The organism is Mesorhizobium sp. URHB0026 (assembly GCF_054059755.1).
Genome location: NZ_JBSSCN010000001.1, coordinates 2,820,659 through 2,834,914 on the forward strand (window position 1 = coordinate 2,820,659; position 14,256 = coordinate 2,834,914).

The window sequence follows — 14,256 nt, forward strand, 5'->3', positions numbered from 1 at the left end:
CGGATCAACCGTGTCGCACAAGCTCGCCGATAGCGTCGAGCAGCGCCTGTCGGTCGCCGGCCCAGAACCAGTGGTCGTCGCCGTCGACCTCGATGAACCGCGCGCCCGGAATCCTGGACGCGAGGAACCGCCCGGCCTCGATGCGCACGGCGCGGTCGCCGGAACGGTGGAGGATCATCGTCGGGGCGGAGACTTTTTCCAGGAGGTGACGGACATCGGCGTCCCGCAACGCCTCGAGCAGCCCCGCGAGCGCGCCGGGACTGGAGGCTGCCCTGAGCAATCCGGCCCACCAGGTCCTCGCCTGACGGTCGCCAGCGAGGCTCGGGGCGAAGGTTTCGATTTCCGCCGGGCCACCCCAGCCCGCCAGCAGGCGTTGCTTCCACAGATCATACTGCGCGACGGTCAAGGCGTGGGGATAGTCAGGTGCGCGGCTGCCCTTCGCGAGCGAGCCCCACAAGACAAGGCCCGTCAGCCGATCGGGATGCTGGACCGCAAAACGGATACAGCCTGGCCCACCCTCCGACGCGCCGACCAGCAAGGCCCGGCGGCTGCCGGCCGCGTTCATGACCGCCAGAATATCCTGCGCCGTCGCCTCGACCGTGGGGCGGGCACCGGCTCGGTCGGAAAGCCCCATGCCGCGCCGGTCGAAGAGGATCAGGCGACCCAGGCGCGAAACCGCGGTCAGCCAGGCGCGGCAACCCGGGTCTTCCCAGATACGCTCGACATGCGAAATGAAGCCGGGAACAAGCACGATGTCCGTCGGGCCGCTGCCAAGGACCTGGTACGCGATGTGGATGCCGCCCACCGCGACATAGCGCGTCCTGGGCACATCCAGGGCGGCGTCCTGAGTTGGCCGGCTCAGCATGGCAAGCGTGGCGGGGTCCGGCGCTACACCGAGTTCGTCCCGCAAGAGCCGGATGCACGTGCCGATCTGCCGCTCGGCCGCCGCCCTGTCCCCGGCCGCCAGATGGGCACGGGTCAGATGTCGGTGCGCGCTTTCGCTCAAGGGGTCGAGTGCTGCCAGCCGTGTCGCGTGAACGACCGCGCCGCGAGGCTGGCCGTTGGCCATCTTGGCGTCGACCAGCCGCTCCAGCGCCTGCACCAGGCGGCCGCGCAACGTCTCTCGCCGAAAGAAGACCCATTCCTCGAATTGCGGACAGTCCGGCAGCGAGAAGCCGGCGAGATAATCGTCTTTGTGGATCTCGGCTGCCTTGTCGAGTGCGCCGGAGTTGCAGGCCTGCTCGAAAATCCTGGTGTCGATCTCGGCGGACAACGCCGGGTGCAGGCTTAGCGAGACGCCTGTGGCGACGATGATCTCGCTGCCGAACGCGATGCGGATTTTGTACAGCGTACGTCGAAGGCGGGCGCGTGTGGCCTGCTCGTCGGCTTCTGGCCATAATAACGTGGCGGCGACCTCGCGCGCCACCGGCCCGCTGGCCTCGGCGAGATAGATGAGGAGGGCTGCCGCCTTGCGCAGGGCGAGTTCCACCCGCCGGCCGTTCAAGCGGAACTCCGGAAAACCCAGAAATCGGAATTCCAATCGCTCCATCGATCCGACCACGGCCATGCAGGGACGTTGAGGGGACGCCGGCCTTCTATCCATTCCCACGGCATCGGGCCGATCGGGCCCGATCATGAGACTCCCTTGGAGCGAGAAATGTCACTGGTCAATACTCTCACCCGCCCTGTCGGTACCGCCAACACACGGCAAGGAGGCTGAGACATGTGCCAATCCTGTCTCTCCTGGTACGCGCGCTGCATTGCTCCCTACCTCGTCCACGCCGGCTGTTCGGCCCACGCTTTCACGGACATGCGAAGGCGTCTGATCCCGCGGGCGGGGGGCGTCGTCGTCGAAGTCGGTTTCGGCTCCGGCCTGAACCTTCCCTATTACGACGCCGCCAGGGTGAAGCGGCTGGTCGGCGTCGATCCCGATGGCACGATGCTGGGCCTTGCCGAACCGAAGAGCCGTTCCATGCCATTCGATGTCGACTGCATCCGGGCCAGTGGTGAAAGGCTGCCCTTGGCCGACAGCTTCGCCGACACGGTGGTCGTCACCTATGCCTTCTGCACCATTCCGGACCCCGAGGCGGCGCTGACCGAGATCCGGCGCATCCTCAAGCCCACGGGCCGGCTGATCTTCATCGAACACGGCCAGGCCGAAGGGCCGCGTTGCCGCCGGTGGCAAGAGCGTCTGAACCTGATATGGGGCCGGCTCGCCGGGGGTTGCCACCTCAATCGCGATCCATTGCACCTGATCCGGACGGCGGGCTTTCAAACCGTCGAAGCGCAGCGCGAGCGGTTCCAGCTACCCTTCTGGCAGTTGGGAAGTCACCATGCCGGCATTGCGATACCCCTAGCGGGTTGACTGGACAGGTCGTCCGCTAACGCCGTCCGCGCCGAATTTCCGCCGGCCGTGGCGCCGAACCCGGCTCCTGCACCAGCGGCCCCAGCAGCACCTCGCCGAACAGTGGCTGGTAGCTGCGGCGCACCGCCGGGTCCTCCTTGAAGGACAGCGCACATAGCCCGATCTGGTGGAAATAGGTGATGCGGGCCCTGACCAGGCTTTCGTCCTCCGGATAACCCATGGCGCGGAAGGAGCGGATCAGGAGTTCGATGTGCAGGTTGACCTCCCGCGCCAGCTTTTTCGAAGTTCGTGACCAGTCGCGCACGGCGAGGTCGAGCAGGGGACTGAACGGCGTGTCGGCTTGGCCGACAAGGTCGACCGCTATCCCCGCGAATTGTTCGGGGCCAGCAGCAGCGTGTCGCGATCGCGCGCGCCATGGCGATGATGCCCAAGGTGCTGCTCTTCGACGAGCCGACTTCGGCGCTCGATCCGGAACTGGTCGGCCGAGTCCTGCAGGTCATGCGCGACCTTGCCGTGAGCGGCATGACGATGGTTGTCGTTACCCACGAGGTCGGCTTTGCCCGCGAAATCGGACCAACTCGCGTTCATGGACGGCGGCGTGATCGTCGAAGGCGGCGCGCCGCGCGAGATGATCGCCAACCCGGCGTCGCCGCGCACCCGCGAGTTCCTGTCGCGGGTGCTGTAACGAGCGTTAGGGCAACCTCTCAGGCCGGCAACAGCACCGGGCCTAGTCCCCGAATAATCTTGGCTAGCTCGACGCATTCGCCGTGCCGCGCATTGTTGCTTCGCCAGGCTAGGCAGATCATGCGCTGCGGCATCGGCTCCTGGAACGGCACGATTTTGAGGTCGGGGATGGTGCCGGCGGGGCCAGTCGCCATTTCGGGGATGAGCGTGACGCCGAGCCCGTGCGCCACCATCTGCAGGAGCGTGGTCAGGCTGGTGGCGCCATAGCTTGCCATCGCCACCGGCCGCACATTGCCGCAGACGGCCAGCGCCTGTTCGCGCAGGCAATGGCCTTCTTCCAGCAGCATCAGTCTTTCCAGCGCTGGGCTCTCGGGTGGAACCGGCGGCGAGGCAAAGGCCGGATCGTCCGACGGCACGGCCAGGAAGAACCGGTCGGGAAAGAGCGCCTCGGTGATCAGTCCTGGATGGTCGAGCGGAAGCGCGGCGATGAAGGCGTCGAGTTTTCGCGATGCGGTGTCCTCGACCAGGGAGGTGGTTACCGCCTCGCGCAGCTCGAGCAGTAAGGCCGGGAAATGCTTCTTCAGTTCGGGCAAGGCGCGCGGCAGAAGATAGGGCGCGATAGTCGGGATGATGCCCAGCCGGAAGCGTCCCTCCATGGCCGTGCGGCCGCGCCTGGCCGTCGTTTCCACGTCACGTATGTCAGCCAGGATGCGCTCGATACGCGGCAACAGGGCGATCGCTTCGTCCGTCATGCGCACCGACTTGCCGCCGCGTTCGAACAGCCGGCAGTTCAGCCGTTGCTCCATTTCGGCGATCTGGGAGGAAAGCGCCGGCTGGCTGACGCCGGCAAGTTTCGCCGCACGCCCGAAATGCAGCGTCTGCGCCAGCGCGTCGAAATAATGCATCTGGCGAACTGTCAATCCGATCATAAGGTCAAGACCATGATAAGAAAATCCTATCGAAATAAACAGGAAAGACAATTTGTTTTTATCATCGTCGTGGCCTAGGCTGGAATGGCTCCAGATTGGCGCGGGCCGCTGGCCGCCCCCAAAATCTCGGCAAAAAATCAAACTCGGCAATAAAACCTCGGCAAAATTGGAGTGAGAGATGGACGCGAAAACCGACGACAGCAGCGCGGGCAAATGCCCTGTCGCGCATGAATCCGCCGGCCGGACCAACCGTGACTGGTGGCCGAACCAGCTTGACCTCGGCGTTCTCCATCAGCAGTCGAACCTGTCGGACCCGATGGGCGAGGACTTCGACTATGCCAAGGAATTCGCCAGCCTCGATCTCGATGCGGTCATCAAGCACCTGCACCAAGTGATGACGGATTCGCAGGATTGGTGGCCCGCCGACTTCGGCCATTACGGGCCGCTGTTCATCCGCATGGCATGGCACAGCGCCGGCACCTACCGCATCGGCGACGGCCGCGGCGGTGCCGGAGCGGGCCAGCAGCGTTTCGCGCCGCTCAACAGCTGGCCTGACAACGCCAATCTCGACAAGGCGCGCCGCCTGCTCTGGCCGGTCAAGCAGAAATATGGCCGCAAGATTTCCTGGGCCGACCTGTTGATCCTCACCGGCAACGTCGCGCTGGAATCGATGGGCTTCAAGACCTTCGGCTTCGCCGGCGGCCGCGCCGACGTCTGGGAGCCCGAGCAGGACGTGGACTGGGGTTCGGAAACCAAGTGGCTCGGCGACGAGCGCTACTCGGGCGACCGTGAGCTTCGCGGCCATCTCGGCGCCGTGCAGATGGGCCTGATATATGTCAATCCGGAAGGGCCGAACGGCAAGCCCGATCCGCTGGCCTCGGCCCGTGATATCCGGGAAACCTTCGCGCGCATGGCGATGAACGACGAAGAAACCGTCGCGCTGATCGCCGGCGGCCACACTTTCGGCAAGACCCATGGCGCCGGCGATGCCTCGCTGGTGGGCGCGGAGCCGGAAGGTGCCGGCATCGAGGCGCAGGGCCTCGGCTGGTCGAGCAAACATGCGTCAGGCATTGCCGGCGACGCCATCACCTCGGGTCTCGAAGTCACGTGGACCACGACGCCGACCAAGTGGAGCAACAACTTCTTCGACAATCTGTTCAATTTCGAATGGGAGCTGACGAAGAGCCCCGCGGGCGCCCATCAGTGGACGCCGAAGGGTGGTGCTGGTGCCGGCACGGTGCCGGATGCGCACGACCCCTCGAAGCATCACGCGCCGGCCATGCTGACCACCGACCTCGCGCTGCGGGCCGACCCCGCCTATGAGAAGGTCTCGCGGCGTTTCCATGAACATCCGGATCAGTTCGCCGATGCCTTCGCCCGCGCCTGGTTCAAGCTGACCCATCGCGACATGGGTCCGGTGGTGCGCTATCTCGGCCCGTTGGTGCCCAAGGAAGAGCTGATCTGGCAGGACCCGATCCCGGCGCTCGACCATGAACTGGTCAGCGAGCAGGACATCGCATCGCTGAAGGCCAAGATCCTGGCCTCCGGCCTGTCGGTTTCCGAACTGGTCTCGACCGCCTGGGCCTCGGCTTCGACATTCCGCAACTCCGACAAGCGCGGCGGCGCCAATGGCGCACGCATCCGGTTGGCGCCGCAGAAGGACTGGGAAGTCAACCAGCCGGCCGAACTGTCGAAGGTGCTTGCAAGGCTCGAAGGCATCCAGACGGAGTTCAACACCGCGCAAACCGGCGACAAGAAGGTCTCGTTGGCCGACCTGATCGTGCTCGGCGGTGTCGCCGCGGTCGAGAAGGCCGCGAAGGATGGCGGCAACGTCGTGAAGGTGCCGTTCACGCCCGGCCGCATGGATGCATCGCAGGAGCAGACGGACGTCCACTCCTTTGCCGCGCTCGAGCCGAAAGTCGACGGCTTCCGCAACTATGTCGGGGGCAAGCAGCCCATGTCGGTTGAAGCCATGCTGGTGGACCGCGCGCAGTTGCTGGGCCTGACGGCGCCGGAACTGACCGTGCTTGTCGGCGGCCTGCGGGTGCTTGGCGCCAACACCGGGCACTCAAGGCACGGCGTGTTCACCGACAGGCCGGGTACGCTGACCAACGACTTCTTCGCCAACCTGCTCAGCATGAGCACGGTCTGGGATCCGGCCGCCGGGTCCGAGCCGGGTTCGGAAGAAGTGTACGAAGCGCGCGACCGCAAAACCAAGGCAGTCAGGTGGACCGGCACCCGTGCCGACCTTATCTTCGGTTCGCATGCGCAGCTGCGGGCATTGGCCGAGGTCTACGGATCGGCGGACGCCGGGCAGAAATTCGCCCGGGACTTCGTTGCGGCATGGACCAAGGTGATGAACGCCGACAGGTTTGATATCGCGGCCTAACCCGAGCTTCAGAACCTACGAAAAAGGCGCGGGCCGTGGCCTGCGCCTTTTGCATTCAGGCCTTGGAATCAATCCTTCTCGAACACGCGCGCCTTGGCGATGACGCCGGCAATGGCGCCCCCGATCAGCGGTGCCACGATGAACAACCAGAGTTGGCTGAGTGCGGCACCGCCGGTAAACAGCGCCGGGCCGATCGAGCGCGCTGGATTGACCGAGGTACCGGTGACCGGGATCATGGCGAAGTGAATGCCCGCTAGCGTCAGGCCGATGACCAAGCCGGCAAACGCCGTCGAGTGCTTTCAGCGGTAACGCCAAGGATCACCGTGACGGAGGTGAAGGTGCCGATCAGTTCCCATAGGAACGCCGAGCTCATCCCCCATTTCGTCTCGTCCCAGCCATTGGCGCCGAAGCCGCCGGTATGGCCGCCGGTTTGGCCGGAAACGATGATCCACAACGCCAGCGAGGCGATGATGGCGCCGATGATCTGCGCGATCTAATAGGGGATGACATCCTTGGCCGGCAGCCGGCCGGCGAGGAAACACGCCGAGCGTCACCGCCGGATTGAGATGCGCGCCGGAAATCGGGCCGATCGCATAGGCCGCCGCGATGAGGCCAATGCCGAATGCCAGACCGATGCCTTCCTGGCCAAGCGGCAGCGCGCCGCCGAAGCCGCCCGTCACCACGGACGCCGTACCGATGAACACCAACAGAAATGTGCCTAGAACTTCCGCCAGATAAGTCTTCATTGCCCTCTCCTCGTGACGATCCGCCGGTCCACGTTTTCCGCGCCGCGAATCATGGCGGGAAGAGTATTCCCAACCGAAAAACTTGGAAAGCAGAGCTCTGGCGCCACTCGCCATCCTTGCGGCCGTCGGTTGAGAACATTAGAGATCTTTCATCTACTAGTCTAACTGCTGCTAACCGCCGCGAAGATTTACCGTCGGACAGGTTTCGCCGACCACTGCCAGCTTGCGCTGGCGGCGAGACCGGGCGGGGTTCAATCCGGACGTGAAAGGCTCTAAGAGCAGATCGGGATAATGTGATCGATTGATGGAATGACGAATGCGACTGGGCGGACGGCTGGCTGCGGCCATTGAAGTGCTGGAGGACATTGGTCGGCGTCACCGGCCGGTGGCCGACGCGCTGAAGGATTGGGGCCTGTCCCATCGCTTCGCCGGCGGTGGGGATCGCGCCGCGATCGGCAACATCGTCTACGACGCCCTGCGCCACAAGCGCTCCGCCGGTTGGTTGCTGGGCGAAGACACGCCGCGTTCCATCGGCTTCGGGGCGCTGCTGCTCGAATGGAGCCAGACGGCGCAGTCGCTCAACGCAGCGCTCGAAGGTGACAAGTTCGCGCCGCCGCTACTGGACGCCACGGAACTCAAGGCAATCGCGGAGCGCCGGCTTGCCGACGCGCCGCCCGCTGTTCGCGCCGACATACAAGATTGGTGCGAACCGCTTTTCCAGCGGGCCTTTGGCGACACATGGGTCGAGGAGGGCGCGGCGCTCGCCACACGTCCGCCGCTAGACATCCGGGTCAACACGCTGCAGGCCGATCGCGCCAAAGTGTTGGCCGAACTCGCGCAGACCGGTGCCAGTGCCGCGCGAATGGCACCCAACGGCATCCGCATCCCGCCGATCGACGGCGACGGCCGGCACCCGAATGTGCAAGCCGAGCCGGCCTTTCAGAAGGGCTGGTTCGAGGTCCAGGACGAGGGGTCGCAAATTGCGGCGGCGCTTGCCGGCGCGACGGCAGGCATGCAGGTGCTCGATTTCTGCGCCGGCGCCGGAGGCAAGACGCTGGCGCTGTCGGCGGCGATGGACAATCACGGTCAGATCTTCGCTCACGATGCCGAAAAGGCGCGCCTGGCGCCAATCTTCGACCGCATTCGCCGCTCGGAAAACCGCAATGTGCAGGTCGCCACCAAGCCGGCCGAGCTTGCCCCGCTGGCCGGCCATATGGACATCGTGTTGGTCGACGCGCCCTGCACCGGCAGCGGCACCTGGCGGCGGCGTCCCGACGCCAAATGGCGGCTGACGCAGAGACAGCTTGACGCCCGCAAGGGCGAGCAGGCGACGATCCTCGATGCCGCCAGAACCTACGTCAAACCCGGTGGCCTGCTGGTCTACGTAACCTGCTCCGTGTTCGACGAGGAGAACGGCGAACAGGTCGCCGCGTTTCTAAAGCGACACGGCGGCTTTGCCTCGGTCGATCATCGCCAGCTCTGGGACAGCCGTTTTCCGGGCCACACCGCCGCGATGCGAATCGGGGCCCGGGGCGGCATTTCGCTCTCGCCGGCGCTGAGCGGCACAGACGGATTCTATTTTTGCGCCATGCGCCGGGCCAACTGACGCTGCCGTTGACAGCTGCCCGCAGCGCCCCCAAATGCGGATGAGCGGCGTTGCGCCGCCACAGGGTGAATGTTTGCAAAGATATCTGTCGCTTCTGCTGTTCCTCGTCCTGGTGCTGGGCGGAGGCCTGCTGATCGGTTTCGCCACCTTGCCAGGTGCCTGGTATGCATCGCTAGCCAAGCCTTCGTTCAATCCGCCCAACTGGGTTTTCGCGCCTGCCTGGACACTGCTCTATGTGCTGATCGCCGTGGCCGGCTGGCGAACATGGTCGCGGGACCCGGCCGGCACCGGGATGAAGATCTGGGGCGCTCAGCTCGTCCTGAATTTCCTGTGGTCGCCAACCTTCTTCGGCGCAAAAATGATGGGGACTGCTCTGGTCATCATCATGCTTCTTTTAGCCGTCATCGTGTTGTTTATCGCCAGCGTCTGGACCCGCGATCGGCTCGCCTGCTGGCTTTTCGTGCCCTACGCGGCATGGGTGGCGTTCGCCACCTTGCTCAACGCCTCGCTTCTTTGGTTGAACTAGCTGGTGTGCGGTTTGCTGCAGTGCAGCAAAAGCATTTGCCTGCCGCTCATGCCTCTGCGATAAGCTTTCCCGGCAAACGTGAAGGCAACGGCGATGGCAGCAAAGATCGTACCGGCTCCGGACTATGAGGATCGCGTCAGGGCGTCCTTCGCACGCCAGCAGGCGATGGCGACGATCGGCGCCGAACTGACATTGGTGACCCCCGGCATCATCGAGATCGAGATGCCCTATTCGGCGGCGCTGACCCAGCAGCATGGGTTCCTACATGCCGGCGTCATTTCGACGGCGCTGGACTCGGCTTGCGGCTATGCGGCGTTCTCGCTCATGCCGGAGAATTCCGGCGTGCTGACCATCGAATTCAAGGTCAACCTTCTGGCGCCGGGCCGGGGTGAGCGTTTTCTGTTCCGCGGTTCGGTGACCAAACCGGGCCGCACCATCATCGTTGCCGACGGCCAGGCCTATGCCTTCGCCGCAGACGGCGAGGCTAAGCTGATCGCCACCATGACCGGGACGATGATGACGGTGCTAGGCCGCGATGGTATCGCTGGGTGAGTGGCCGGTTCGCCGCAGGCGAATTCATCGTGGCGGTCGCACGGGGCTGCCGCGGGCAGAGGCCAGGCCGTTGGTCATAATCTAACGCAAGCAGGAGGATCGCCATGACTGGCAACGTCGTGCGCATCGGCGGCAAGGATGTCCTCTTCGTCATGGCGGCGCAGGCCGAGTATGGCCCGCACCTGCAGCGGCTGTTCACGCCGCTGATGACGGGCGTGGGCCCGGTCGAGGCCGGCGTGCGGCTGGGCGCCGAACTCTCCTGGTTGAAATCGGACAAGGCATTGCCCGATCTGGTGGTATCGCTCGGCTCCGCTGGTAGCCGGACCCTGGAACAGACCGAAATCTACCAGGCCGTCTCGGTGAGCTATCGCGACATCGATGCCTCGCCGCTGGGCTTCGAAAAAGGCGCGACGCCGTTTCTCGACCTCCCGGTGATCGTACCGTTGCCGTTGCGTATTCCCGAAATCAGGGAGGCGACACTGTCGACCGGCGGCGCCGTCATTACCGGCGCGGCGTATGACCCGATCGCCGCCGACATGGTCGACATGGAGACCTTCGCCTGCTTGCGCGCCTGTCAGCTTTTCGACATCCCGCTCATCGGGCTCCGCGGCATTTCCGACGGCGCGGCTGATCTCAGGCACGTCGGCGACTGGACCGAATATCTGCACGTCATCGATGAAAAACTGGCCGACGCCGTCATGCGGCTCGAACAGGCGATCGGTTCGGGCTTGCTCCGGCAGGATTCACCTCGTGACGAGGCGACACCGCTCTGAGAGTCAGGCGACGCAACCCATTGCACTGACTCGTTTCTTTCTCTAAAGGCTCGCCATGACGACAGCCAATCACACCGACACCGTCCTGATTGTCGATTTCGGCAGCCAGTTTACGCAGCTCATCGCCCGCCGCATCCGCGAGGCCGGCGTGTTTTCCGAGATCGTGCCGTTCCAGTCGGCCGAGGCGGCATTCAAGCGCATCAGCCCAAAAGCGGTGATCCTGTCCGGCGGCCCGGCTTCGACCTCCGATATCGGCAGCCCGCGCGCGCCACAGGTCGTCTTCGATGCCGGCGTGCCGGTGCTTGGCATCTGCTATGGCCAGATGGCCATGTGCGTGCAGATGGGTGGTGTCGCTGAAAGCTCCAACCATCGCGAATTCGGTCGCGCCTTTGTCGAAATCGAGAAGGACAGTCCGCTGTTCGAGGGCCTCTGGGCCACTGGCCAGCGCCATCAGGTGTGGATGAGCCATGGCGATCGCGTCATCGCCCTGCCGCCGGGCTTCGAGGTGTTCGGCAAATCGGAAAGCTCGCCCTTCGCCATCTTCGGCAATGTCGAGCGCAGGATGTACGGCATCATGTTCCACCCCGAGGTGGTGCATACGCCGGATGGTGCGAGGCTGCTCAGGAACTTCGTCCACAACATCGCCGGCATCGAAGGCGACTGGACGATGCGCGCCTATCGCGAGCACGCGGTCGAGGCGATCCGCGAGCAGGTCGGCAAAGGCAAGGTCATCTGCGCGCTGTCGGGCGGCGTGGATTCCTCGGTGGCTGCCCTTCTGATCCACGAGGCGGTCGGCGACCAGCTGACCTGCATCCTCGTCGACCATGGCCTGATGCGCAAGGACGAGGCCGCTGGTGTGGTGGCGATGTTCCGCCAGCACTACAATCTGCCTTTGATCCTGGTCGATGCCTCGGACAAGTTCATCTCGCAGCTGGAAGGCGAGTCCGACCCGGAAACGAAGCGCAAGACCATTGGCCGGTTGTTCATCGAAGTGTTCGAGGATGAGGCCAAGAAGCTCGGCGGCGCCGATTTCCTGGCGCAAGGCACCCTCTATCCCGACGTCATTGAAAGCGTCTCCTTCACCGGCGGCCCCTCGGTCACCATAAAGTCGCACCACAATGTCGGCGGCCTGCCCGAGCGCATGAACATGCAACTGGTCGAGCCGTTGCGCGAACTGTTCAAGGACGAGGTGAGGGCGCTGGGCAAGGAACTCGGCCTGCCCGAAAGCTTCATCGGACGCCATCCGTTCCCAGGCCCCGGCCTCGCCATCCGCTGCCCGGGCGGCATCACGCGGGAAAAGCTGGAGATCCTGCGCGAGGCCGACGCAATCTATCTCGACGAAATCCGCAAGGCCGGCCTCTATGACGCTATCTGGCAGGCCTTCGCCGTGCTGCTGCCGGTGCAGACTGTCGGCGTCATGGGCGACGGCCGGACCTACGAATTCGTCTGTGCGCTACGCGCCGTGACCTCCGTCGACGGCATGACGGCTGACTTCTACCACTACGACATGGCCTTCCTGGGCGCCGCCGCCACGCGTATCATCAATGAAGTCCGCGGCATCAACCGCGTTGTGTATGACGTCACGTCGAAGCCGCCTGGCACAATCGAGTGGGAGTGATTCAGGCCTACCCAAACGCTGAACGGACGCCGCGAGACCACGCATCTCGGGCTTAGAGCGAGGCGTCGCGGAAATTCGCCGCGCTGTTCCATTTCGTAGATCGTACTGTCTGCAAACGGCACCATTTCGCGAAGCTGGTGTCTCCGGTTTGTACGCTTCAGTGCTTCTTCATTCGACCTTGTCATCTCGTACTCCTCAGCTGTGAGCCGAAATTAAAGGCGATTGTATGCGATGCGAAAAGAGCCTCAGCTCGGACGTCGTGCAAAAGGCGGTTTCGACTGTGAAAGGGACAGGTCCACCTACGCCGATGGTTCGACTGAAATAAAAGATCGACTGCCTCGTTCGTGATGTATTGAAAGGGGGGCCATCGCCGGTCGGGGATTGGTAGCGGTAGAGCGCTGCATCCCGAGACCCACTATCGAAGAGGCGTTCTTCTGCTATCGGAGACACAACCTTAGTCGAAGATTTTCCAATTTGTGACAGAGTGAACCTTGCCTCCGAAGGCACAGGTCACAGGTTCGAATCCCGTCGGATGCGTCAGATACCCCGGGTCCGTTCCGGACACATGGGTTACGGTTTATACCGGAGACATGGGCAACACTTTGGCCCGAAGGGGTTTTGGAGTGGTTCGAGCCTGCATGCCTCATCGTCGAAGTATTCCAGATCATAATCCATGAAGGAAGCCGGCCAGATATGGTCCTCGACCTGTTTGATGCCGACGGTCTGGCCGGCAAAGAAGGCTGAGATTGATCTTCTTTCGGTCGAAACAGATGCGGCCGTAGTGGTGACGGTGACGGCCTTGTCGTGAAACGGGTAATCGAGGTCAGGCAGGCCAGTGTAGCGGCGTGGTGACGGCGTGTAGCGCCCGGCCGGGCAGTGCATGTCGAGCGCCTGGTGCCGCCGCTCATTGTTGAAGCACTCAATGAAGTCGTCGAATTTGGCCCGTTGCTGAAGAAAGCTTGAGCAACGGTCATAGCGTGTCGAGTGCTGGCTAGGTGCTGGTGTGAAGGCTGCTTGGAACGCGTCAGTCAACAGCTTTGCACTGTTCGCGCTGCAGGCGAAGCCTCCCCACCGATGACGATAGGCGTTACTTCGGCCTAGGCTAGAGACGCTGCGGGACGGCTGCTGCAAAGAAGTCGGTCGCGCGGCGTACGCGTGCCGGCACGAACCGACGCTTCGGCCAGACGAGGCTGATGTCTCTGACGTCGTCGAGAAAGTCGTCGAGTATCGTGATCACGTCAGGATGATTGAGCTCATCGGCGAGCGAGACCTTGGCGAAGAGGCCGATTCCGACTCCGGCTAGAACTCCAGCCCGGATCGTTTCGACGCTGTTGGACGATAAGTTGCCGCGAACGGTCACGCTGAACCGTCCGTGTTGGCCTGTAAACGGCCATTTCGCCAATTCCGTCAGGCCACCGTATAGAAGGCAATTGTGCCCACTCAGGTCTGCGGGGGACTTCGGCATCCCATGCTTCTCGAAATAGCGACTGGATCCGACGCAAACGAGGGGCGTGACCGCCACCCGGCGGACAACCGCGTCTGAGTCTTCGACAGGCCCCACCCTGATCGCCAGGTCGATCCGATCTTCCACCATGTCTCGCACGAAATCCGAAAGAACGAGATCCACCTGAAGGCCGGGATAAAGCGACAACAACTCGGGTATCAGCGGCAGGATATGTAGGCGGCCAAATGTGGAGGCCGCGCTGATCCTGATCAGGCCCGAAACAGTCTGCGTGCTGCTCGTGAGTTCGCTATCGGCATCGTCGATTTCATCAACGAGCGGCTTCGTCCGGTCATAGTATCGCTGCCCCTGGTCCGTCAGGGTCACGCTGCGGGTGCTCCGATTGAACAGCGCCACGCCGAGGCGTTTCTCGAGTGCCGCGATTGCCTTGCTGACTGCGGGCTGTGACTCGCCGGTCCGACGCGCAGCAGCCGAAAAGCCGCCCGATTCGACCACCGCGATAAAGGCATTCAACTCGTGAAATCGGTCCATCATATTCTCCCAAGGCATCAGTCCTATGGAAATCAGCGTTATTATCAATGTTTTTCACATGACTTAAATGAAGCG

The 14,256-nt window shown here is 63.6% G+C and carries 12 protein-coding genes and 3 pseudogenes; 8 read left to right on the forward strand and 7 right to left on the reverse strand.

The window, feature by feature from the left end:
* Positions 1–4 precede the first annotated feature (4 nt).
* Complete coding sequence (locus ACVWWD_RS13815) at positions 5–1,549, reverse strand: alpha/beta fold hydrolase (RefSeq protein WP_457103626.1); 1,545 nt, start codon at positions 1,547–1,549, stop codon at positions 5–7.
* Between the two features lie 174 nt (positions 1,550–1,723).
* Between ACVWWD_RS13815 and ACVWWD_RS13820 the strand changes: the two genes are divergently transcribed.
* Complete coding sequence (locus ACVWWD_RS13820; RefSeq protein ID WP_023771349.1) at positions 1,724–2,365, forward strand: class I SAM-dependent methyltransferase; 642 nt, start codon at positions 1,724–1,726, stop codon at positions 2,363–2,365.
* Positions 2,366–2,381: 16 nt separating this feature from the next.
* Here ACVWWD_RS13820 and ACVWWD_RS13825 read toward each other — a convergent pair whose 3' ends face one another.
* Positions 2,382–2,669 carry a hypothetical protein gene (locus ACVWWD_RS13825; RefSeq protein ID WP_352546771.1) on the reverse strand — a complete coding sequence of 96 codons (288 nt, stop codon included), beginning with the start codon at positions 2,667–2,669 and terminating at the stop codon, positions 2,382–2,384.
* Between the two features lie 24 nt (positions 2,670–2,693).
* Here ACVWWD_RS13825 and ACVWWD_RS13830 point away from each other — a divergent pair.
* Positions 2,694–3,050: pseudogene (locus ACVWWD_RS13830) on the forward strand (ATP-binding cassette domain-containing protein); the annotation flags it as partial.
* A gap of 19 nt (positions 3,051–3,069) precedes the next feature.
* On the opposite strand, the gene ACVWWD_RS13835 reads toward ACVWWD_RS13830, so the two are convergent.
* Positions 3,070–3,978 (reverse strand): hydrogen peroxide-inducible genes activator, encoded by a 909-nt coding sequence (locus ACVWWD_RS13835; RefSeq protein ID WP_023771345.1) that lies wholly within the window; start codon positions 3,976–3,978, stop codon positions 3,070–3,072.
* Positions 3,979–4,156: 178 nt separating this feature from the next.
* Here ACVWWD_RS13835 and katG point away from each other — a divergent pair, with 178 nt between their 5' ends.
* Entirely contained in the window at positions 4,157–6,367 is a 2,211-nt protein-coding gene (gene katG / locus ACVWWD_RS13840) for a catalase/peroxidase HPI (protein WP_352546773.1), read from the forward strand.
* 68 nt (positions 6,368–6,435) lie between these two features.
* Here katG and ACVWWD_RS13845 read toward each other — a convergent pair.
* Positions 6,436–7,113 (reverse strand): annotated as a pseudogene (locus ACVWWD_RS13845) (MIP family channel protein).
* A 316-nt stretch (positions 7,114–7,429) separates the two neighbouring features.
* On the opposite strand from ACVWWD_RS13845, the gene ACVWWD_RS13850 reads away from it, so the two are divergent.
* The 5 genes from ACVWWD_RS13850 to guaA all read left to right on the forward strand — a co-directional run bounded on the left by ACVWWD_RS13850 (position 7,430) and on the right by guaA (position 12,188).
* Positions 7,430–8,719, forward strand: coding sequence for an RsmB/NOP family class I SAM-dependent RNA methyltransferase (locus ACVWWD_RS13850; RefSeq protein WP_352546774.1), 1,290 nt, complete (start codon positions 7,430–7,432; stop codon positions 8,717–8,719).
* Between the two features lie 73 nt (positions 8,720–8,792).
* Positions 8,793–9,245, forward strand: a complete 453-nt coding sequence (locus ACVWWD_RS13855; protein WP_352546776.1) for a TspO/MBR family protein — start codon at positions 8,793–8,795, stop codon at positions 9,243–9,245.
* A gap of 93 nt (positions 9,246–9,338) precedes the next feature.
* On the forward strand, positions 9,339–9,797 hold the full coding sequence (locus ACVWWD_RS13860) for a PaaI family thioesterase (protein WP_015316525.1): 459 nt from the start codon (positions 9,339–9,341) through the stop codon (positions 9,795–9,797).
* A 104-nt stretch (positions 9,798–9,901) separates the two neighbouring features.
* Positions 9,902–10,570: a 5'-methylthioadenosine/S-adenosylhomocysteine nucleosidase gene (locus ACVWWD_RS13865; RefSeq protein ID WP_352546777.1), complete on the forward strand. Its 669-nt coding sequence runs from the start codon at positions 9,902–9,904 to the stop codon at positions 10,568–10,570.
* A 55-nt stretch (positions 10,571–10,625) separates the two neighbouring features.
* Positions 10,626–12,188, forward strand: a complete 1,563-nt coding sequence (guaA, locus tag ACVWWD_RS13870) for a glutamine-hydrolyzing GMP synthase (RefSeq protein ID WP_023782420.1) — start codon at positions 10,626–10,628, stop codon at positions 12,186–12,188.
* 35 nt (positions 12,189–12,223) lie between these two features.
* Here guaA and ACVWWD_RS13875 read toward each other — a convergent pair.
* The 3 genes and pseudogenes from ACVWWD_RS13875 to ACVWWD_RS13885 all read right to left on the reverse strand — a co-directional run.
* Positions 12,224–12,373 (reverse strand): annotated as a pseudogene (locus ACVWWD_RS13875) (helix-turn-helix transcriptional regulator); the annotation flags it as partial.
* 385 nt (positions 12,374–12,758) lie between these two features.
* Positions 12,759–13,220 (reverse strand): IS3 family transposase, encoded by a 462-nt coding sequence (locus ACVWWD_RS13880; protein WP_352546779.1) that lies wholly within the window; start codon positions 13,218–13,220, stop codon positions 12,759–12,761.
* Positions 13,221–13,290: 70 nt separating this feature from the next.
* On the reverse strand, positions 13,291–14,184 hold the full coding sequence (locus ACVWWD_RS13885; RefSeq protein WP_352546780.1) for a LysR family transcriptional regulator: 894 nt from the start codon (positions 14,182–14,184) through the stop codon (positions 13,291–13,293).
* Positions 14,185–14,256: the final 72 nt, after the last annotated feature.